The organism is Mycobacterium sp. G7A2, from assembly GCF_041902445.1.
Classification (GTDB): Bacteria; Actinomycetota; Actinomycetes; order Mycobacteriales; family Mycobacteriaceae; genus Mycobacterium.
The window spans coordinates 4873451-4894406 of record NZ_CP169251.1 but is presented as its reverse complement, the minus strand read 5'-3'; the positions used below and the strand labels follow the sequence as shown (position 1 = coordinate 4894406).

At 68.8% G+C, this 20956-nt stretch carries 22 protein-coding genes; 20 read left to right on the top strand and 2 right to left on the bottom strand.

The genetic code is table 11. The features are described 5' to 3' along the window. Positions 1 to 261: 261 nt before the first annotated feature. From rpsJ to ACEWX3_RS23150, 19 genes are all read left to right on the top strand, one after another. Positions 262 to 567, top strand: coding sequence for a 30S ribosomal protein S10 (rpsJ, locus tag ACEWX3_RS23240; protein WP_003883485.1), 306 nt, complete (start codon positions 262 to 264; stop codon positions 565 to 567). 24 nt (positions 568 to 591) lie between these two features. Beyond that, positions 592 to 1245, top strand: coding sequence for a 50S ribosomal protein L3 (gene rplC / locus ACEWX3_RS23235; RefSeq protein WP_207065437.1), 654 nt, complete (start codon positions 592 to 594; stop codon positions 1243 to 1245). Next, positions 1245 to 1892 carry a 50S ribosomal protein L4 gene (gene rplD, locus ACEWX3_RS23230; RefSeq protein WP_152515695.1) on the top strand — a complete coding sequence of 216 codons (648 nt, stop codon included), beginning with the start codon at positions 1245 to 1247 and terminating at the stop codon, positions 1890 to 1892. The genes rplC and rplD overlap by 1 nt, the downstream gene beginning before the upstream one ends. Beyond that, positions 1892 to 2194, top strand: coding sequence for a 50S ribosomal protein L23 (gene rplW, locus ACEWX3_RS23225; protein ID WP_152515696.1), 303 nt, complete (start codon positions 1892 to 1894; stop codon positions 2192 to 2194). The genes rplD and rplW overlap by 1 nt, the downstream gene beginning before the upstream one ends. Before the next feature lie 21 nt (positions 2195 to 2215). Beyond that, the gene (rplB, locus tag ACEWX3_RS23220; protein WP_152515697.1) at positions 2216 to 3052 is read left to right on the top strand and encodes a 50S ribosomal protein L2; all 837 of its coding nucleotides are present in this window, start codon (positions 2216 to 2218) and stop codon (positions 3050 to 3052) included. 22 nt (positions 3053 to 3074) lie between these two features. Beyond that, entirely contained in the window at positions 3075 to 3356 is a 282-nt protein-coding gene (gene rpsS / locus ACEWX3_RS23215; protein WP_003892827.1) for a 30S ribosomal protein S19, read from the top strand. 2 nt (positions 3357 to 3358) lie between these two features. Then, positions 3359 to 3862: a 50S ribosomal protein L22 gene (rplV, locus tag ACEWX3_RS23210; protein WP_207065435.1), complete on the top strand. Its 504-nt coding sequence runs from the start codon at positions 3359 to 3361 to the stop codon at positions 3860 to 3862. Beyond that, on the top strand, positions 3862 to 4701 hold the full coding sequence (gene rpsC / locus ACEWX3_RS23205; RefSeq protein ID WP_207065434.1) for a 30S ribosomal protein S3: 840 nt from the start codon (positions 3862 to 3864) through the stop codon (positions 4699 to 4701). Before rplV ends, rpsC begins: the two co-directional genes overlap by 1 nt. 2 nt (positions 4702 to 4703) lie before the next feature. Next, a complete protein-coding gene (gene rplP / locus ACEWX3_RS23200; protein WP_036343514.1) occupies positions 4704 to 5120 on the top strand; it encodes a 50S ribosomal protein L16 in 417 nt (138 codons plus the stop codon). Continuing rightward, positions 5120 to 5353, top strand: coding sequence for a 50S ribosomal protein L29 (gene rpmC, locus ACEWX3_RS23195; RefSeq protein ID WP_152515700.1), 234 nt, complete (start codon positions 5120 to 5122; stop codon positions 5351 to 5353). Before rplP ends, rpmC begins: the two co-directional genes overlap by 1 nt. Then, positions 5353 to 5655 carry a 30S ribosomal protein S17 gene (gene rpsQ, locus ACEWX3_RS23190; RefSeq protein ID WP_152515701.1) on the top strand — a complete coding sequence of 101 codons (303 nt, stop codon included), beginning with the start codon at positions 5353 to 5355 and terminating at the stop codon, positions 5653 to 5655. Before rpmC ends, rpsQ begins: the two co-directional genes overlap by 1 nt. Before the next feature lie 157 nt (positions 5656 to 5812). Next, positions 5813 to 7768, top strand: a complete 1956-nt coding sequence (locus ACEWX3_RS23185; protein ID WP_374157805.1) for a hypothetical protein — start codon at positions 5813 to 5815, stop codon at positions 7766 to 7768. Continuing rightward, on the top strand, positions 7765 to 9288 hold the full coding sequence (locus ACEWX3_RS23180; RefSeq protein WP_374157804.1) for a hypothetical protein: 1524 nt from the start codon (positions 7765 to 7767) through the stop codon (positions 9286 to 9288). The genes ACEWX3_RS23185 and ACEWX3_RS23180 overlap by 4 nt, the downstream gene beginning before the upstream one ends. Beyond that, the gene (locus tag ACEWX3_RS23175) at positions 9285 to 10793 is read left to right on the top strand and encodes a glycosyltransferase (protein WP_374157803.1); all 1509 of its coding nucleotides are present in this window, start codon (positions 9285 to 9287) and stop codon (positions 10791 to 10793) included. The genes ACEWX3_RS23180 and ACEWX3_RS23175 overlap by 4 nt, the downstream gene beginning before the upstream one ends. Beyond that, the gene (locus ACEWX3_RS23170) at positions 10790 to 12460 is read left to right on the top strand and encodes an ABC transporter (RefSeq protein WP_374157802.1); all 1671 of its coding nucleotides are present in this window, start codon (positions 10790 to 10792) and stop codon (positions 12458 to 12460) included. The genes ACEWX3_RS23175 and ACEWX3_RS23170 overlap by 4 nt, the downstream gene beginning before the upstream one ends. Positions 12461 to 12549: 89 nt before the next feature. Then, positions 12550 to 14901, top strand: coding sequence for a sulfatase-like hydrolase/transferase (locus tag ACEWX3_RS23165; protein WP_374157801.1), 2352 nt, complete (start codon positions 12550 to 12552; stop codon positions 14899 to 14901). A 2-nt stretch (positions 14902 to 14903) separates the two neighbouring features. Next, a complete protein-coding gene (locus tag ACEWX3_RS23160; RefSeq protein ID WP_207065429.1) occupies positions 14904 to 15572 on the top strand; it encodes a hypothetical protein in 669 nt (222 codons plus the stop codon). Positions 15573 to 15577: 5 nt separating this feature from the next. After that, the gene (locus ACEWX3_RS23155; protein WP_374157800.1) at positions 15578 to 16465 is read left to right on the top strand and encodes a formylglycine-generating enzyme family protein; all 888 of its coding nucleotides are present in this window, start codon (positions 15578 to 15580) and stop codon (positions 16463 to 16465) included. A gap of 9 nt (positions 16466 to 16474) precedes the next feature. Further along, positions 16475 to 16867, top strand: coding sequence for a PPOX class F420-dependent oxidoreductase (locus ACEWX3_RS23150; protein WP_207065427.1), 393 nt, complete (start codon positions 16475 to 16477; stop codon positions 16865 to 16867). A 4-nt stretch (positions 16868 to 16871) separates the two neighbouring features. Here the strand turns inward: ACEWX3_RS23150 and ACEWX3_RS23145 are convergent, their stop codons facing one another. Together ACEWX3_RS23145 and ACEWX3_RS23140 are read right to left on the bottom strand one after the other, a co-directional pair. Further along, positions 16872 to 17579, bottom strand: coding sequence for a YoaK family protein (locus tag ACEWX3_RS23145; RefSeq protein WP_374157799.1), 708 nt, complete (start codon positions 17577 to 17579; stop codon positions 16872 to 16874). A gap of 8 nt (positions 17580 to 17587) precedes the next feature. Beyond that, complete coding sequence (locus tag ACEWX3_RS23140; RefSeq protein WP_207065425.1) at positions 17588 to 19189, bottom strand: hypothetical protein; 1602 nt, start codon at positions 19187 to 19189, stop codon at positions 17588 to 17590. 383 nt (positions 19190 to 19572) lie between these two features. Here ACEWX3_RS23140 and ACEWX3_RS23135 point away from each other — a divergent pair, with 383 nt between their 5' ends. After that, positions 19573 to 20949, top strand: a complete 1377-nt coding sequence (locus tag ACEWX3_RS23135; RefSeq protein WP_374157798.1) for an MFS transporter — start codon at positions 19573 to 19575, stop codon at positions 20947 to 20949. Positions 20950 to 20956: the final 7 nt, after the last annotated feature.

The following is a 20956-nucleotide window of genomic DNA, read 5'->3' as shown; positions in this document are numbered from 1 at the left end:
GTCTGAGGCATACTGTTCGGGTTGCCTTGAGCCGGAACGTGCCGTCACGGACGTCCGGTGCGGGCATGCGACCGGCGCCCTAGCGGGCGCATCCGGTTTCCACCTCGTTCGCGACGATTCCGACGCAGACGAGTGTGCGCGAGGGTGACACACCCGACCGCGGGGGCCGGTGGACCACAGACAGAAAAACAGCGGCGGCACAGCCAGGCCCGACAGGGCTGCCAACGGCGAGGCCCGTGTGAGTAGTGAGGTAGGAGAAGCGTGGCGGGACAGAAGATCCGCATCAGGCTCAAGGCCTACGACCATGAGGCCATTGATGCCTCAGCGCGCAAGATCGTCGAGACGGTCACCCGGACGGGCGCCAGCGTGGTCGGTCCGGTGCCGCTGCCGACCGAGAAGAACGTGTACTGCGTCATCCGGTCCCCGCACAAGTACAAGGACTCGCGGGAGCACTTCGAGATGCGCACCCACAAGCGGTTGATCGACATCCTCGACCCGACGCCGAAGACCGTTGACGCGCTGATGCGGATCGATCTGCCGGCCAGCGTCGACGTCAACATCCAGTAGAAGCCCCCAGGAGAACGAACAGAAATGGCTCGTAAAGGAATTCTGGGCACCAAGCTGGGCATGACGCAGGTGTTCGACGAGAACAACAAGGTCGTGCCGGTGACGGTCGTGAAGGCCGGGCCCAACGTCGTCACGCGCATCCGCACCCCGGAGCGCGACGGATACAGCGCCGTGCAGCTCGCCTACGGCGAGATCAGCCCGCGCAAGGTGATCAAGCCCGTGTCCGGGCAGTACGCCGCCGCGGGTGTCAACCCGCGCCGTCACCTCGCCGAGCTGCGTCTCGACAGTGAAGACGCGGCAGCCGCCTACGAGGTCGGTCAGGAGCTGACCGCCGAGATCTTCGCCGACGGCAACTACGTCGACGTGACCGGCACCAGCAAGGGCAAGGGCTTCGCCGGCACCATGAAGCGTCACGGCTTCCGCGGCCAGGGCGCCAGCCACGGTGCCCAGGCAGTGCACCGCCGGCCCGGCTCGATCGGTGGCTGCGCCACCCCGGGCCGCGTGTTCAAGGGCACCCGCATGTCGGGGCACATGGGTAATGACCGCGTCACGACCCAGAACCTGAAGGTGCACAAGGTCGACGCCGAGAACGGCGTGCTGTTGATCAAGGGCGCCATCCCCGGACGCAACGGTGGGCTGGTCGTCGTCCGCACCGCAGTCAAGCGAGGCGAGAAGTAATGACACTCAAGATTGATGTGAACACACCGGCCGGCAAGAAGGACGGCAGCGTGGAGCTCCCCGGTGAGCTCTTCGACGTCGAGCCGAACGTCGCGCTGATGCACCAGGTGGTCACGGCTCAGCTGGCCGCCGCACGTCAGGGCACCCACTCGACGAAGACCCGCGGTGAGGTCTCCGGCGGCGGCAAGAAGCCGTACCGGCAGAAGGGCACCGGTCGCGCCCGCCAGGGTTCGACCCGCGCGCCCCAGTACACCGGTGGCGGCACCGTGCACGGCCCGAAGCCGCGCGACTACAGCCAGCGCACCCCGAAGAAGATGATCGCCGCCGCGCTGCGCAGCGCGCTGTCGGACCGGGCGCGCAACGACCGCATCCACGCCGTCACCGAGCTGGTGGAGGGGCAGACGCCGTCGACGAAGAGCGCCAAGGCGTTCCTGTCGACCCTGACCGACCGCAGGCAGGTGCTGGTCGTCATCGGCCGCGCCGACGAGACCAGCACGCTGTCGGTGCGCAATCTGCCCGGCGTGCATGTGATCTCGCCCGATCAGCTGAACACCTACGACGTCCTCAAGGCCGACGACGTGGTCTTCAGCGTGGAGGCGCTCAACGCTTACATCGAGGCGAACAACAAGTCGGAGGTGTCTGCCTGATGGCGACCGTGACCGATCCCCGCGACATCATCCTGTCCCCGGTGATCTCGGAGAAGTCCTACGGGCTCATCGAGGACAACGTGTACACGTTCATCGTGGCGCCGGACTCGAACAAGACCCAGATCAAGATCGCGATCGAGAAGATCTTCAAGGTCAAGGTCGAGTCGGTGAACACCGCCAACCGCCAGGGCAAGCGCAAGCGCACCCGCACCGGGTACGGCAAGCGCAAGGACACCAAGCGCGCCATCGTGACGCTGGCCGCGGGTAGCAAGCCCATCGACCTGTTCGGAGCACCGGCCTGACGCCGGGAGGGATAAACAGACATGGCTATTCGTAAGTACAAGCCGACGACCCCCGGTCGCCGCGGTGCCAGCGTCTCCGATTTCGCCGAGATCACTCGCGATCATCCGGAGAAGTCGCTGGTGCGCCCGCTGCACGGCAAGGGCGGTCGCAACGCGCACGGCCGCATCACCACCCGGCACAAGGGTGGCGGCCACAAGCGTGCCTACCGGGTGATCGACTTCCGTCGCCACGACAAGGACGGCGTCAACGCCAAGGTCGCTCACATCGAGTACGACCCGAACCGCACGGCGAACATCGCACTGCTGCACTACCTGGACGGCGAGAAGCGCTACATCATCGCGCCGTACGGCATCAAGCAGGGTGACACCATCGAGTCGGGCGCCAATGCCGACATCAAGCCCGGCAACAACCTGCCGCTGCGCAACATCCCGGCCGGCACGGTGATCCACGCGGTCGAGCTGCGGCCCGGTGGTGGCGCCAAGATGGCCCGCTCGGCCGGCGCCAGCATCCAGCTGCTCGGCAAGGAGGGCAGCTACGCCTCGCTGCGTATGCCCAGCGGTGAGATCCGCCGCGTCGACGTGCGCTGCCGTGCCACCGTGGGTGAGGTCGGCAACGCCGAGCAGGCGAACATCAACTGGGGCAAGGCCGGCCGCATGCGGTGGAAGGGCAAGCGCCCCACGGTCCGTGGTGTCGTCATGAACCCGGTCGACCACCCGCACGGTGGTGGCGAGGGCAAGACCTCCGGCGGCCGTCACCCGGTCAGCCCGTGGGGCAAGCCCGAGGGCCGCACCCGCAAGCCCAACAAGCCGAGCGACAAGCTCATCGTCCGACGCCGGCGCACCGGCAAGAAGCGCTAGGCCGGGAAGGAAACCGAGAGCGATGCCACGCAGCCTGAAAAAGGGCCCGTTCGTCGATGACCATCTGCTGAAGAAGGTCGACGTGCAGAACGAGAAGAACACCAAGCAGGTCATCAAGACCTGGTCCCGTCGGTCGACCATCATCCCTGACTTCATCGGGCACACCTTCGCCGTCCACGACGGTCGCAAGCACGTCCCGGTATTCGTCACCGAGGCGATGGTCGGGCACAAGCTCGGCGAGTTCGCCCCGACGCGGACCTTCAAGGGTCACATCAAGGACGACCGGAAGTCGAAGAGGCGCTAGGAATGACCACAGCCATCGAATATCCGTCCGCGACCGCCAAAGCGCGGTTCGTGCGCGTGTCCGCCACCAAGGCGCGCCGCGTCATCGACCTGGTCCGCGGCAAGAGCGTCGAGGAAGCCCTCGACATCCTGCGGTGGGCGCCGCAGTCCGCGAGCGAGCCGGTCGCCAAGGTGATCGCCAGCGCCGCGGCCAACGCGCAGAACAACGACGGCCTGGACCCCACGACGCTGGTCGTCGCCACGATCCACGCCGACGAGGGCCCGACCGCCAAGCGCATCCGGCCGCGCGCGCAGGGGCGTGCGTACCGAATCCGCAAGCGCACCAGCCACATCACGGTGATCGTCGAGAGCCGTCCGCCCAAGCAGGCCGGCAAGCAGGGCGCCTCGGCCAGTGCCTCGCGCGCCCGCCGCGCCCAGGCCAGCAAGGCGGCCTCCAGCAAGGCGGCACCGAAGGCCGAGACGAAGACCACAGATGCTTCGAGCGAAGCGAAGGAGGGCTCGGAGTAGTGGGCCAGAAGATCAATCCGCACGGCTTCCGCCTCGGTATCACCACCGACTGGAAGTCGCGCTGGTACGCAGACAAGCAGTACGCCGACTACATCAAGGAAGATGTGGCGATCCGCAAGCTGCTGGCCACCGGCCTGGAGCGGGCCGGCATCGCCGACGTGGAGATCGAGCGGACCCGCGACCGGGTGCGCGTCGACATCCACACCGCGCGTCCGGGCATCGTGATCGGCCGCCGCGGCACCGAGGCCGACCGTATCCGCGCCGACCTGGAGAAGCTGACCAAAAAGCAGGTTCAGCTCAACATCCTCGAGGTCAAGAACCCCGAGAGCCAGGCGCAGCTGGTCGCCCAGGGTGTTGCCGAGCAGCTGAGCAACCGCGTGGCGTTCCGCCGTGCGATGCGCAAGGCCATCCAGTCGGCGATGCGCCAGCCCAACGTCAAGGGCATCCGCGTGCAGTGCTCGGGTCGTCTCGGCGGCGCCGAGATGAGCCGCTCGGAGTTCTACCGCGAGGGTCGGGTGCCGCTGCACACGCTGCGTGCGGACATCGACTACGGCCTCTACGAGGCCAAGACCACCTTCGGCCGCATCGGCGTGAAGGTGTGGATCTACAAGGGCGACATCGTCGGCGGCAAGCGCGAGCTGACCGCCGCCGCACCTGCCGCGGACCGTCCGCGCCGGGAGCGTCCCGCCGGCCGTCCGCGCCGCAGTGGCGCGTCGGGCACGACGGCGACGAGCACCGACGCCGGCCGCGCCGCGTCGGGTGAAGCCCCCGCCACCCCCGAGGCCGCGGGCACCGAAGCGCCGGCAGCCGAGGCCACGACGCAGAATTCAGGGAGCTGAGCATGCTTATCCCTCGTAAGGTCAAGCACCGCAAGCAACATCACCCGCGCCAGCGGGGCATCGCCAGCGGCGGCACCTCGGTCAGCTTCGGTGACTACGGCATCCAGGCTCTGGAGCACGCCTACATCACCAACCGGCAGATCGAGTCCGCGCGTATCGCGATCAACCGGCACATCAAGCGTGGCGGCAAGGTGTGGATCAACATCTTCCCGGACCGCCCGCTGACCAAGAAGCCGGCCGAAACCCGAATGGGCTCCGGCAAGGGCTCGCCGGAATGGTGGGTCGCCAACGTCAAGCCCGGGCGCGTGCTGTTCGAGCTGAGTTACCCCAATGAGCAGATCGCCCGCGAGGCGCTGACCCGCGCGATCCACAAGTTGCCGATCAAGGCACGCATCGTCACCAGAGAGGAGCAGTTCTGATGGCAGTCGGAACCACGCCCGGCGAACTGCGCGAGCTCAGCGACGACGAACTGACCGACAAGCTGCGGGAATCCAAGGAAGAGCTGTTCAACCTGCGCTTCCAGATGGCCACCGGTCAGCTTGCCAACAACCGCAGGTTGCGCACGGTCCGTCAGGAGATCGCGCGCGTCTACACCATCCTGCGCGAACGTGAATTGGGTCTGGCCGCCGGACCCGGAGGTGAGGACTCGTAATGGCTGAAGCAAACACGAAGGGGCCGGCCAAGACGCCCCGCACCGAGAAGCCGCGCGGCCGCCGCAAGACCGCGATCGGTTACGTCGTCAGCGACAAGATGCAGAAGACCATCGTGGTCGAGCTCGAAGACCGCAAGATGCATCCGCTGTACGGCAAGATCATCCGGACCACCAAGAAGGTCAAGGCCCACGACGAGAACGGCGACGCCGGCGTCGGCGACCGCGTCTCGCTGATGGAGACCCGGCCCACCTCGGCCACCAAGCGCTGGCGCCTGGTGCAGATCCTCGAGAAGGCCAAGTAGGTCCGAAGTAGATCCGAGCGTATCCGACGCTCACCGCGCAGCCCCCGCACGCCTGATGGCGGCGGGGGCTTCTGCGTGCGCGCACGACCCTGACCACTGTGTCACGATCGTGGTTTTCGGATTTGCGTGAGCATCATTGGCATTACGCTGACCTGCGATGAGGGGGAATGTCGGGACAGCAGTGCGATTGCTCGCCGCGGTGACGCTGACAGCGTTGCTGATCTCGCCGGTGGCTATGAGCCAGCCGCCGGGAGACGGCGGGGTGTCCGCAGCGCCCACGTTGCCGCTCGTGCAGCTCGGAGCGCCCGCTGATCTGGCGTTTTACGGTATTCAGGGCACCGAAACCCTGACGATCCCGGTGCCGTCGGGCCTCGCGCCGGTTGCGTTGAACGTGACCACGCAACTGCCCGTGAATGTGCAGAGCGCAACCGTGACCGTCATGCAGGAGGACCGCACCCTCTCCCGCGTCGACATCCCGCCGGGTGAGCGTGTGCCGGTGTCCATTCCGCTCGCCGGGGCCGAGATCGTCGACAACGCGGTCACCGTCATCCTGCGCAGCTACCTGCTGCCGGTGCCGGGATACTGCCTGGATCCGACGAACCCGCTGCGGTTCTCCGACGGAGCCGTGGCGTTCGCCGGGGTGGAGATCGCACCCACGGTGGTGGCCGACTTCCTGCCGCCGGTGTTGCGCCAGCTGACGATCTTCGTCAGTGCCGAACCGTCGCAGGCGGAATCGGATGCCACGGTTCGTCTGGCCACTGCCATCGCCGCACAGTTCGGATCACAGGCGCCCGACATCATCGTCGTGCCCCTGCCCGACCGGCAGAGCGCGCCGCCGGGGCCGTCCGCGCCGCTGCAACGCCAGATCCTGATCAGGGAGGGACCCGACGTCGGGGTGTCCCTGCTGCCCACCGACGGGGTGCCCGCGCTGATCATCGAGGGGCCACCGGACGCGCTGGCCAACCAGAGCCGGCTGTTGGCCAGCGACGTCAACCGGTTGGCGCTCGCGTCCAAAGCGGTGGCGGGCCCGTTGAACTCGACGCCGCAGCTGCCCGGCGACCAGACCACGCTGCGTCGGCTCGGGCAGCCGGGCGTCAACGCGGTGGCGCTGTCACCTCAGGTGAACATCGGCCTGGACCAGACCCGCCTGGGCAGGTCGGCGCACGGCATCAGGGTGCACCTGCAGGGCTCTTACACACCGCTGCCCGAATCGATCGGCGGTCAGCTGGTCGCCGCCATCGCGGGGGAGACGATCGACCGCTGGCCCGCCGACTCGTCCGGTGCGATCGACCGCTGGGTCGACGTGCCCGACAGGCTGCTGCAGCGCTACACCAACCTGGGGTTGCGCCTGGACATCAGCGGAGACACCGGCCGCTGCGGTGAGTTCCAGCCGCTGACGCTGACCATCGACGGTGAGAGCCCGGTGCTGAGCAGCCCCGCCGACCCCCCGGTGCCCGGCGGCTTCCAGTCGATGCCGCAGTCGCTGATGCCCCGCACCGTGGTCGGCCTCGGCGGGGGGTTCGACGACCTGCGCCGCGCCACCGACATCATGGTGGGGCTGCAGCGACTCTCGGCGCTGCCGATCGACACCAGCGTCATGCCGCTCGGCGACGCCGTCGCCGATTCGGCGCCGGCGCTGTTGGTCAGCGCCGAACGCTGGACCGACGACACCATCGCGCTGCCGATCGAACCGGGCGCCGACGGTGAGTTGACGGTGCAGCGCGCCGGTGAACCGGGGGAGACCACCACGCTCACGCTGGATCCGGCGCTGCGGTTCGGTTCTCTGCAGACGGTGTACGACGACGGGCGCAGCATGCTGGTCGCCACGTCGAACGACGCCCCCGAGCAGGTCGACGCGCTACTGAGCTGGCTCGGCGAGAATGTCCAGCGCTGGTCGAGTCTGGACGGGACGGCGGTGATCGCCACCGCCGACCGCCAGCCCGTGGTGTACGGCGCCGACCAGGCCGAGGAGCAGGACACCGACGCACCGTCGACCCCCGACGCGGGCCTGCCGTGGTGGGCGTGGGCGGCGATCGCGCTGGCGGCGGTGTCGATCGTGCTGGCGGCTGCGGTGATCGTGGCGCGCGCACGACGGAAGTCGCCGACGTCATGACCGCCGGCCCGGCCACTGTCGAGGACGGGGGCGCGGCCGATGCCTCGTTCGCCCAGCGGTACTACGACCTGCACCCGGTCTACCGGCTCGCGCTGCGCTGGGGGTTCATCATCGCCGCGACCGGGGTCGCGTTCCACCAGAGCCTGATCAGCCTGGTCGAGGTCACCCGCAACGGCAGCCTGGGCGGCTACGTGTGGACCGTGCTGGCCGCGGCGATCCTGGTCGCCTTCGCCGTCGCGCGTCGCAGACGGACCGAACTGCCCATCCACGACCGCCAGACCGACATCATCGTCGGCCTGATGGCGATGGGCGTGGGAATCCTGATCCAGTGGGTGCTGCTGCCGCGGTACGACCTGTACTTCCTGCTGCTGCGACTCGACCTGGTCGCGATGTGGTTGTTCGTGACGTCGACGGCGGTGCTGCTGTTCGGCCTGCGCCCGGTCATCCGGTTCGCGTGGGTGTGGGGCATGCTGCTGATGGTTTTCCCGCTGCCCTACTACCTGGCCGTGTTGACCTTCGGTGGCGGCAAGACCAGTGCGGGCGCGGCGACACTGCTGATCTCCGGGGTGGGCGCCGGTATCGCGATGGGACGGACGTACCGCCGCGGGTTCGTCGCCTCCGTCGCCGCCTGGGTGATCGGATTCGCCCTGCTCGCCGTCATCACGATCTTCCTGCACGACGCCCCGCTGCTGGTGTACCAGCAGGTGCCTGCGCTGGCCGCCCTGTGCGCGGTGGGTGCAGCGGGCTACCTCCACGCCCGCCGCGGCCAGCCCAAGAGGGTGCTCGAACGCAAGGTCGAACCCATTGCCGCCAAACAGGTGTGGGCCGGTATCCCGCTGGTCCTGGTGTGCACTCTGGCCCTGGCACAATTCCAGCTTCCGAGCACCGACGGCGAAGCTCCCGCTCCGCGGTCGAGCCCCTACCCGCTGCGGCAGGAGATGCCGATGGTGGCGCCGCCGGGGTGGACCACCCAGAGCACCCAGAAGTTTCCGGTCTACCGGATGTTCGGGCCCGGCGCCGTGCTGGTGCGCCAGCGGATCACCGCCGACGTCGGTAACCCCCGCTGGGACAAGTTCTCCCGGCCCCGCACCCTTGTCGTCGACAGCACGGTCAGTACACGACCGTATGCGTTCCGCACCTTTCCCACACGCGTGCTCTACGGCCTCACGGCCGCCCGGATCAGCGAACCGCAGCCTGTTCAGCTGAGTGAGGACGTGGAGGGCCAGATGATCTCCGTGGTCGACGACGACCTGCTGGTGACCTGGGACTCGCTCGAGTTCATCTGGGGCGACGACGAACTCGCCCAGCGCGTGACGGTGTTCGCGGTCGACAACCACGAACCCGACGCGCCGTTCCCCGAGCCGACGCAGAGCCTGCTGCCGTCCATCTCGACGCTGCTGACCCTGCTGTTCCGCGGCAACGACGTCCTGTTCCAGGAGAAACCCACCTGGAAGGACGCCGCCTTGCTGACGACATTCGGCCGGGCGTTGATCGCCGCGCAGACGGGTTCACCGGCGTGAGCGCGCCGACCGAGGATCCCGACGCTGCGGAACTGACACCGGCACAGCGCCATGCGCTGCACCGGGCGATCGAGGGCCTGCGCGAAGACGACCCGCTGCGCTCGGCGGCGGTGGCGGTGGTGGGCTGGCAGCGGGTGCTGCTGTGGTCGGCGCTGCTCATCACGATCGTCTGCGCGGTGAAGTGGTCGATGGCCACCGCGGTGGTACTGGTCGGGGTGAGCACCGTCGCGTACCTGCTGACGATGACCGACCGGGTCCTGATCTTCCGGCAGGGCCTGCGCTCGCGGCCCATCGGCATCTCCGACGAGGCGGCCCGGGCGATCCCCGACGAGGATCTGCCGCCGTACACGATTCTGGTTCCCGCCTACAACGAGCCCGAAGTGGTGGGTGACCTCATCGGCGCGATGGCCGCCCTGGAATACCCCCGCGACAAGCTGCAGGTGCTGCTGCTGCTCGAAGCCGACGACGACGTCACCATCGCTGCCGCCCGCGCCTGCGCGGAGTCCGAGGCGATCACCCTGTGTCTGGTCCCGCCCGCGCATCCGCGCACCAAACCCAAGGCGTGCAACTACGGTCTGCATTTCGCGTCCGGGGAGATCGTCACGATCTACGACGCCGAGGATCTGCCCGAACCGCTGCAGTTGCGCCGCGTGGTGGCCGCCTTCCGGTCGCTGCCCGACAACGTGGCGTGCGTGCAGGCGAAGCTGGTGTACCACAACGGGCATCAGAACATCCTCACCGCGTGGTTCACCGCGGAGTACGGGCTGTGGTTCGGGTATCTGCTGCCCGGGATGATGGTGTCGACGTCGCCGATCCCGTTGGGCGGCACGTCGAATCATCTGCGTCGCGAGGTCCTCGACGAGATCGGCGCGTGGGATCCGTTCAACGTCACCGAGGACGCCGACCTCGGCCTGCGGATCGCCTCGAGCGGATACCACACCGCCGTGATCGACTCGTACACGCTCGAGGAGGCCAACAGCGACCCGATCAACTGGGTGCGGCAGCGCTCGCGCTGGTACAAGGGCTATCTGCAGACCTGGCTGGTCCAGATCCGCCGGCCCGTGCGGCTGTACAAGACCGTCGGGTTCCGCAGCTTCCTTCGGTTCAACCTCGTGCTGGGTGGCACCCCGATCGTGTCGGTGCTCAACCTGGTGTTCTGGCTCATCACCGTGCTGTGGTTCCTGGGGCAGCCGAAGGTGGTCGAGGAGGTCTTCCCGCCCTACATCTACTTCCCCGCGTTGGTGGCCCTGGTGCTCGGCAACGCCGCGACGATCATGATGAACCTGATCGCGCTGCGCGAGGACGACCGCAGCGATCTGCTGCTCGCCGCCATCACGGTGCCGATCTTCTGGGTGATGATGAGTGTTGCGGCCGCCAAGGGCCTGTACCAGATGATCCGTAATCCGTCCTACTGGGAGAAGACCTTTCACGGCCTGGCGGACAAACCGCCCGAACATCCCGCCGATACCCAGAAGCCCGACACTCGAAAAGCCGGGGCGCCATGACCCGGCGGCGCCTGCTGGTCATGGTGTTCTTCGCAGCGTTCGTCCTCTACGGTGCGGTGGGCTACTGGCTGCAGGTGCGGCACGGCTTCATCCTGGGTGACGCGCTGTCGCGCGTGACGGCGGCGCAGTCGGTGCTGTTCAGCCGGGACCCGCACCTGGCCGCCATCGGTTTCATCTTCACGCCGCTGACCGCGATGGTGCAGATACCGTTCCTGACATTGAGCCCGATCTGGCCCGATATCGCCGAACGCGCCTTCTCGGGCACGCTGATGTCGGCGCTGTTCATGGCCGGCGCGGTCGTCCAGATCGCCGGAATGGGCCTGGACCGGGGGCTGCCGCGCTGCTACACGCTGGCCGTCACCGCCGCATTCGCGCTCAACCCGATGATCGTGTTCTACGGCGCCAACGGGATGAGCGAGGCGCCGTTCATCTTCTTCATGTCGTGGGCGGTCCGCAGGCTGATCATGTGGATGGTCGACGACGATGTGCACCACCTCGTGACCGCGGGCGGTATCGCGATGGGATTGGCCTACCTGACCCGCTACGACGCGGTGGCCTGTGTCGCGGCAGCGGGCGTACTGGTCGGTGTCACCACCTACCGCCGCGCCGCACCGCCGCCCCGGGTCCGGCGGGCACTGCTCGACGTCATCCTGGTCAGCGGGCCGGGGCTGGCCACCTTCCTCGGCTGGGCCGCGATCAGCTGGTTGATCACCGGGGAGGCGTTCGCGCAGTTCACCTCTCAGTACGGCAACGCCGCGATCCTGGAGCAGTCCGGGGCATCCGCACCCTCGTTCGGCGGCGGGCTGCTGTTCGCCCTCGCCTGCATCACGCTGCTGGCGCCCACCCTGGTGCCCATCGCCATGTGGGGCGTGGCGCGTCGATGGGACACCCCGAACTGGCAGGTGATGCTGGTGCCGCTGGGCATCTATGGCGCCGCGCTGGCCTTCCAGGCCTACAGCTACGCGTCGGGGTCGACCTTTCCGTTCCTGCGGTTCTACATCATCGCCATACCGCTGACCGCCTGCCTGGCGATGCTGGCCGTCCCGGACGGGGTGCTCGTCGAGGCGCGGCGCCGGGGCCGCTACGCGCCGCCGCGCGTCGAGGCGCAGCCCCCTCGGCGCCGCGGGTGGCCGGCGTACGCCCCGGTGGCCCTGCTGTTCGCGGTCACCGTGCCGGTCACGGCGTGGGGGATGGGCATGCCCCGGTACGCGCCGCAGGAGTACGCGCTCGGCGCGGTGTTGTCGCCGGACCCGGACAACGTGACCGAACGCAAGGCCCTCGAACACCGCATCGCCGCGACGTTCTCGACCGAACGCACGATCGCCGACTATCTCGACAGCCTCGATCTGCCCGATTCGTCGGTGATCACCGATACGGTCTACGGGTTCGCGGTGCTGGCGGCGTCGGAGAACCCCAACACGTTCGTCATCCCGTCGGACGACGACTTCACCGAACGACTCAACGACCCGGCCGCCGAGGGAATCCGCTACCTGCTGGCGGTGCCCAACGAAGGGCGGGGCGTCTCCGATGCCCTGAATCTGCGCTACCCCACCCTCTACGAGACCGGTGCCGACATCGCCACTCTGGAACTGGAGATCCCCAACGACGGCGACAGTCAGCCCGATTGGCGGCTCTACCGGGTCAACGAACCCGCGGTGAGGGACTAGCGAGGAATCAGCCGACCTCGCCATTCGAGCCGGTGTAGTGTCTGCCGCGAGCAGGGCTGACGCGGCACCACCGACAGGGACGGGGCGTTATGGCGACGGAGTTCAACGGCAGGATCGAACTGGACATCCGGGATTCCGAACCGGATTGGGGCCCCTACGCGCCGCCCACCGCGCCGCCCGACGCCCCCAACGTGCTCTATCTCGTCTGGGACGACGTGGGTATCGCGACCTGGGACTGCTTCGGTGGGCTGGTCGACATGCCGGCCATGCGCCGCATCGCCGAACGCGGAGTCCGGCTTTCGCAGTTCCACACCACCGCCCTGTGCTCGCCCACGCGTGCCTCACTGCTGACCGGCCGCAACGCCACCACGGTCGGCATGGCGATCGTCGAAGAGTTCACCGAGGGTTTCCCCGGCATCAACGGCCGCATTCCCCCTGACACCGCCCTGATCTCGGAGGTGCTCGCCGAACGCGGCTACAGCACGTCCTGTGTCGGAAAATGGCATCTGACGCCGCTGGAAGAGTCCAATCTCGCTGCCACCCGCCGACACTGGCCACTCTCCCGCGGCTTCGACCGGTTCTACGGGTTCATGGGCGGCGAGACCGACCAGTGGTACCCGGAACTGGTCTACGACGGGCATCCGGTCGAGGCGCCCGCCACGCCGGAGGAGGGTTACCACTTCTCCAAGGACATGGCCGACCGGACCATCGAATTCATCCGTGATTCGACGATGATCGCACCGGACAAACCCTGGTTCTCCTACGTCTGCCCGGGCGCCGGACATGCCCCCCATCATGTGTTCACCGAGTGGGCGGACCGCTACGCCGGCACCTTCGACATGGGTTACGAACAGTACCGAGAGATCGTGCTGGAGAACCAGAAGCGGCTCGGCATCGTCGCGCCGGACACCGAGCTCTCCCCGGTCAACCCGTACAGCGATGTCACCGGCCCGGACGGGCAACCCTGGCCCGAGCAGGACACGGTGCGTCCGTGGGATGAGCTCAGCGAGGACGAGAAGAAGCTGTTCGCCCGCATGGCCGAGGTGTTCGCCGGTTTCCTGTCCTACACCGATGCGCAGATCGGCCGCATCCTGGACTATCTCGAGGAGTCCGGTCAGCTCGACAACACCATCATCGTCGTGATCAGTGACAACGGCGCCAGCGGTGAGGGCGGGCCGAACGGATCCGTCAACGAGGGCAAGTTCTTCAACGGCTACATCGACACCGTCGAGGACAGCATGCGCTTCTTCGACGAACTGGGCGGCCCCACGACCTACGGGCACTACCCGATCGGGTGGGCGATGGCGTTCAACACCCCGTACAAGCTGTACAAGCGCTACGCCTCGCACGAGGGCGGGATCGCCGATGCCGCGATCATCTCCTGGCCCGCAGGTATTTCCGCGCACGGAGAGATCCGCGACAACTACGTCAACGTCTGCGACATCACCCCGACGGTGTACGACCTGCTCGGGATCGTGGCGCCGGCCACCGTGAAAGGCATTCCGCAGAAACCGTTGGACGGCGTCAGCTTCAAAGTGGCCCTGGCTGATCCGGACGCACCCACGGGAAAGGAGACCCAGTTCTACACGATGCTGGGCACCCGGGGCATCTGGCACCGGGGCTGGTTCGCCAGCGCCGTGCACCCCGCCGCGCCGTCGGGGTGGTCGCATTTCGACCAGGATCGCTGGGAGCTCTTCCATCTCGACGTCGACCGCAGCCAGTGCCACGACCTGGCCGCCGAATACCCCGACAAGCTCGCCGAACTGCAGGCGCTGTGGTTGTCGGAAGCCGAGAAGTACAACGGCATCCCGCTGTCCGATCTGGGTGTGTTCGAGATGATCAGCCGGTGGCGGCCCTCGCTGGCCGGCGACCGGACGAGCTACGTCTACTACCCGCACACCGCCCCGGTCGCGGTCGGCGGCTGCGTCAACATCGCGGGCCGGTCGTTCTCGGTGCTGGCCGACGTGACCGTCGACAGCGGGGACGTGCGCGGCGTGCTGTTCAAACAGGGTGCGGGACATGGTGGTTACGTGCTCTACGTCGACGAGGGCCGACTGCAGTTCGTGTACAACTTCTTCGGCGAGGAGGAACAGCACGTCGGCGCGGACGACCCGCTGCCCGCGGGCGCCCACGTCGTCGGGGTCGGCTTCGCGCGCACCGGCACGGTGGAGGGCAGCCACACCCCGGTCGGGGACGTCACGCTGTATGTCGACGGCGCGGCGGTGGCTTCCCGCACCGGCGTCAAGGCCCACCCGGTGATGTTCGGCCTCGCCGGCGGCGGGGTCAGCGTGGGCCGCAATGCGGGGCAACCGGTGTCGACGGCCTACCGGGCGCCCTTCGAGTTCACCGGCGGCACGATCGGCCGGATCGTCGTCGACGTCTCGGGCGCGCCCTACCTCGACGCCGAGCGTGAGCTCGGCCGGGCCTTCGCCAGGGACTGACGGTGCCGCGCCGCCTCGCCGTCGTCGTACTGCTCGTCGCGCTGGCCGGGTCGGCGTGCACGCGCAGCAGCGACGGCGTGCCGGTGGCCGCCCCCGGCGCGCAGCAGAGCACCAGCACCACCACCGCGACGACGGGGCGCGACGAGCCCGCACCCGGGGTGGTGCCGACCCCGGGGCCGTCGGCCGGCCCGGAGCCGCTCTGCGCGCCGGCGTCCCTGCCGCCGGTGCGCACGGTCGCCCTGGTGGCCGATCCGGACGCGCCGACGGCCACGGTGGCCGTGCCGGACGGATGGTCGATGTCCGGCGGCAACGGCGACGTCGGTGCCGAACTCAACGGCCCGGCGGGCATGCGGGCGGTGGTCACGATCGCTGCGACCGACGCCGACGCGGAGACGGCCTTCCGCGAGTACGCCGACCAACTCACCGCCGACAGCTCGATCACCACGCTCAGCGTGCTGCCGGGAGAGCTGTGCGGACTGTCCGGGCAGACGCTGCTCGGCATCCTGTCCGACGGCACGCAGACCGTCCAGTACCGCGACCGCATCGTGCACGTCCCGACCGGCGGGCGTGACTACCTGATCGCCGTGCACGTCACGGCACCGTCCGACGCGCCCGGATTCGACGAGCCGGCGGCGCTGCTGACCGACGACTTCGAGATCGGCCTACCCTGAACCGCATGCTCACCGACCTCGTCGACATCGACGGCGGTACGTTCCGGATGGGTTCGACCCGCTTCTACCCCGAAGAGGCGCCCACCCACACCGTCAGCGTCGCCCCGTTCGCGATCGAGCGCCATCCGGTGACCAACGCGCAGTTCGCCGAATTCGTCGGCGACACCGGCTATCGGACCGTCGCCGAACTCGCGCCCGACCCGGCGCTGTTCCCCGGCGCCGCCGCCGAGGATCTGGTGCCCGGAGCGCTGGTCTTCCGCCCTACGACCGGGCCGGTCGATCTGCGCGACTGGCGTCAATGGTGGCAGTGGGTTCCCGGCGCGGACTGGCGGCACCCCTTCGGACCGGGCAGCGCCGTCGACGCCGTCGCGGACCGGCCCGAGCACCCGGTGGTGCAGGTCTGTTACGCCGACGCCGCCGCCTACGCACGCTGGGCCGGCCGGCGCTTGCCGACCGAAGCGGAATGGGAGTTCGCGGCGCGCGGCGGATCGACGTCGACCTACCCCTGGGGTGAGGAACCCGCGCCCGGCGGCCAGGTGATGGCCAACACCTGGCAGGGTCGCTTCCCGTACCGCAACGACGGTGCCCTCGGCTGGGCGGGCACCTCGCCGGTCGGCACCTTTCCGCCGAACGGCTACGGGCTGGTCGACATGATCGGCAACGTGTGGGAGTGGACGACGACCCGGTTCAGCGGCCACCACGAGATGGGTGGCGGCACTCAGACCTGCTGTCCGGCAACGGGTCCCGATCCCGCACTGGTGCAGGCGCTCAAGGGTGGATCGCATCTGTGCGCGCCGGAGTACTGCCACCGGTACCGGCCGTCGGCACGTTCACCGCAATCCCAGGACAGCGCGACCACCCACATCGGTTTCCGCTGCGTCACCGGCGCGTAGGTTGGTGTGATGGTTGACGCGGTCGCCGATCTCGGGGCGCAGAAGTTCGTGTCGTTGACGACGTACAAGCGCAGCGGTGAGGCCGTCGCGACACCGATGTGGGTGGCGGAGCAGGACGGTCGGCTCGCGTTCTGGACGCCGTCGGACAGCTGGAAGGTCAAGCGCGCCCGCCGCGACCCCAGGGTGTCGATCGCCCCGTGCAGCCGCACAGGTTCCGTGCCGGCCGGCGCACCCCGGGTCGGTGGCCACGCGGAGGTGCTCGACGACGACGCCGACGTGCGCCGCGTGCGGGCCGCGATCAAGCGCAAGTACGGCCTGGTGTTCCACGTGGTCACCGTCGTCGAACGGGTGATGCGGCGCGGCCGCGAGGAGCGCACCGCGCTGCTGGTGACCCTGGACTGACGGGTCAACCGGTGGCGGACAGCGTCGCGCGCGGCGACAGCCGCAGGTGCCCCAGCCATGCGGTGCCCGCCGTGAGCGCTGCGGCCAGACCGAACGGCACCGCGACGTGGATCCGCAGCAGCAGGGCGCCCACCAGGGCGCCGGCGAAGATCGCCACGATCGCCCCGAGTCGGCGGTTGAACACCGCCCCCCGCCCGCCGCGCGACCACGTCTCGCCCGCCAGCGACGCCAGCGTCGACGTGACGACCACCGTCGTCATGTCGGCGACCGCGACCGCTCGCGCGGCGACGGCCTGCTGACCCATCACCGCTGCCGTCGTCGCGGCGAGCACCACCTTGAGCAGCGGCCCCGCCTCGGACCCGGTGAACGCCGCGACGACGGTCAGCACCGTCAGCGCGAGTGCGCCGACCGAGAGCAGCACCGTCACCCGGTGATGCCAGCCCGGCGGGTCCAGTGAACGAGGCTTGCGCAGCACCAGCCCGGCCACCCACGCCGCCGCGGTGAACGCGACGAGCGCGACCGCCGGGCCCAACACCGGCAGCTCGTCGGCCCCGGCGACACCCATTCCGAGGATCACGATGTTGCCGGTCATGTTGCCGGTGAACACCCGGTCCAGGGCCAGGAAGCCGACCGCGTCGACCACCCCGGTGACGAAGGTCAACGACATGGTCGCCGCCAGGGCGAGACGGTCGCGGTCCGGTACAGCGAGCATCGTCGGCCTCAGAACACCAGCAGCGCGAACACCGTGCTCAGCACGAGTCCGGTCACCACCGGCAGGAAACACTTACGCGCCAGCGTGAGGACCGGAACACGCGCGAAACCGGCGACGGCGATCAACGACGACCACGCCACGAGCGTCCCACCGCCCGACCAGATGTTGCCCATCTGGCCGATCGCCGCCAGCGTCGACGGGTCCATCCCGCCGGCCGGGCCGAGCGCGCCGGCGAGCGCACCGGTCAGGGGCAGACCGCTGAATCCGGAGCCGTCGAGGCCCGCGACGATGCCGACGATCAGCACGCCGAATGCCAGCACCACGGGGTTGGGGGTGATGTGCGACTGCGCGGCGCTGATCAGGTCGAACAGAAACGCCGGCGGGGTCGCGGTCTCGGGCAGGCTCAGGATGCGGCCGGCGAAATCACCGTTGCCGATGAAGAAGAAGCCCGCGATCGGCAACACGATCCCCATGGCCTTGAACGCGAAGACCAGGCCGTCGGTGATGTGCGCCGAGGAGCTCTCGAGGAAGTTGCGCTTGTCGTTGGTCACGCACGCGGCGAACAGGAGCAGCGCCGCGATTCCGCCGACGATCCCGGCTGCGTCACCGCCCTGCAACGGCGGCACCAGGGAGGTGAACTTACCGAGCAGCAGGTAGGCGATGAAGGCGAAGTAGGCGGTGGGGACCAGCACGGCGAATACCTTGGCCGAGTTCGTCTTCGGCGGATCAGACGGCGCCGGATCGGCCACCGGTTCGGTGCGCACCAGCGTCGCCGCGGCCGCCGGACGCGCCTCGGTCACGGGCCCACCGGAATCGACCGGCGAGTCCGCGGGGCGGGCCCCCGTCGGGCCACCCTGGCCGCCACCGGCGGCACCGCCGCCGCTGCCCGCGCTCCCGGCGCTCTCGCCGCCGGTCATGCCGAACTTGTCGGCCTTGTTCTCCCAAGCGACGAGCAGCTCCGGCGACGGCTTGCGCCACGTGCGGCGCTGTGTGACGTAGGTGACCAGCAGTGCCACCACGCCCACGATCAAGGACAGCACCAGCGACTTGTCCGCCACACTGTCGGGGTCGACACCGGCCGCCGTGGCCGAGATGCCGGGGGCGACCTTGATGATGTAGTCGGCGGACAACGCCATGCCCTGTCCGGCGATGGCGATCACCATGCCCACCGACAGCGGTGTGAGGCCGGCGCGGATCGCCACCGGGATCAGCACGGCACCGACGAGCGGTACCGCCGGTGTGGGCCAGAAGAACAGCGAGATCACGTAGGTGACGAGCGCCAGGATCAGGAAACTGCTTGTGCCCGCGCGCATCACGCGCCGGAACGGGGTCACCATCAGCCGATCGGCCCCCATCTCGCGCAGCGCGCCGAGCATCGCGGTGACCAGCGCGATGATCAGGAAGATGTTGAACAACTCCTGGGCGGCCACCAGGCTGGCATTGAAGATCGACGACAGACCGGTGATGATGCTGCCCGAGAACGCCCACGCCGTCAGCATCGTGGCGGCCACGGCCGGCACCACGATGTTCTTGCGCATCGCCATCGTGATCAGGATGACGACGATGCCGGCCAGATAGATCCAGTGCGCGGCAGTCAGTTGAACTTGCATAGGCAGGGCCCTTCGTCGCAACTGCTCGTGGGCTGTGCAGTCTGTTGGTGGAATGCTCGGCGTGTCGACCGTCACGGTCAACGCTCACAGTGCACACCGGTTTGTGGCCACCTATGTGCAATATGCTCCGAGCTTGTCGGTGAGATGTCAGCGCGTTTCAGGCAGGTAACAATGTCGGCGAAAACCGACACGGGGCGACTTCGCAGGTGTTAGAGCCCGATTCCGGCTCGCTGTGCGCACTGTTCAGATTCGGTCGCCCCCGCTGTGCACGATGCCCTCGGCGTAGGCTGCCGGTCCGGCCCCGTCGGTGAGACAGTGGGCGTGACGCGATATCAGGCCCGCACGGGCATCCCCGACAGATCGATGGTGACCTCCGAGCGACCATGACAGACACCGACATTCAGCGCCCGGGCGCCGCCGGCCGGCCGCAGGGCGACGGCACGCCGCTGGCGCTGGCGGCGCTGCTCGCCGGCACGTTGGTGGGCACGGTCAGCAACAACGTGGTCAACGTCCCGCTGCCGGCCATCCTCGAGGAGTTCGACGCCCCGCTGAGCAGCGGGGTCTTCGTCGTGGTCGGTTTCCTGCTGACGTTCACCGCCACGATGCCGCTGGTGGGCTGGATCGGGGATCGGTTCGGCCGACGCCGGGTGTACTGCGTGGCGTTGATCGGCACCGCGGTGTGCGCGGTCGGCGCGGCCACTGCCCCCTCGCTGCAGCTGCTGGTCGTCTGGCGCTGCCTGGGCGGTTTGCTCGCCGCCGCGTTCGCCCCCGCTGTGATGGGCCTGCTCACCTGGCTGTTCGACGGGGACAGGCGGGGCCGCGCGGTGGGTGCCTGGGCTTCGGTCAACGGAATCGGACAGGCGGCGGGCCCGGCCATGGGCGGCTTCGTCGCCGATGCGTGGGGGTGGCGGTGGGTGTTCGTGCCGTTGGTGCCCGTCGCGCTGGCCGGCCTGATCGGCACGCTGCGTCACATCCCGGCCTACCCCGGCACCAGGATGCGGTTCGACCTGACGGGGGCATGCGCACTGACGTTCGGCTCCGGCCTGTTGATCCTCGGGGTCGCCCTCATCCCCGCGCCGGGCACCACCGCCGCCGTCCTGGCGCTGCTCGGCGTCGCGGTGGCGGTCCTGAGCTTCTTCGTCTGGCACTGCCTACGGGTCGAGAACCCGTTCGTCGCCGTGCGACTCGTCGCCGAGGTGCGCTTCGTCCGCAGCTCGGTGGCGGCGTTCACGCAGATGTTCGCACTCGGCGCGATGTTGCTGGCGATCCCGCTCTACCTCATCACCCAGGGCAGGTCCGCTTCGGCGGCCGGATTGGTGTTGCTCACCGTGCCGGCCACGATGGCCCTGCTGGGGCCGCTGGTCGGTCGCTACCTGGATCGTCTCGGTCCGCGCCGGGTGATGCGCACCGGCCTGGTGCTGCTGATCGTCGCCCAGGCGGGACTGGCGGCAGCCGTCTCGGGCCGCTTCGGTGCCGCGCACGCCGTGTTCGTCGCCGTCACGGTGATCCTGGTCCTCGCCGGTGTGGGTATCGCCCTGGTCCAGACGCCGGCCGCGACGGGCGCGACCCGTTCGCCGGCGGGTGCGCACGGCACCGGGCTGGGGTTGTACAACCTGGCCAGGTTCGGTGGTTCGGCGATGGGCGCGGCGTGGGTGGCCATCGCGCTTCACCTGGCGTCCTATCCGGCGGTGTTCGCGCTGACCGCGGTGATGGCGGGGCTGGGCCTGCTCGCCTCCTTCTGCGGCGCCGACCCGCCGTGAGGCGGCT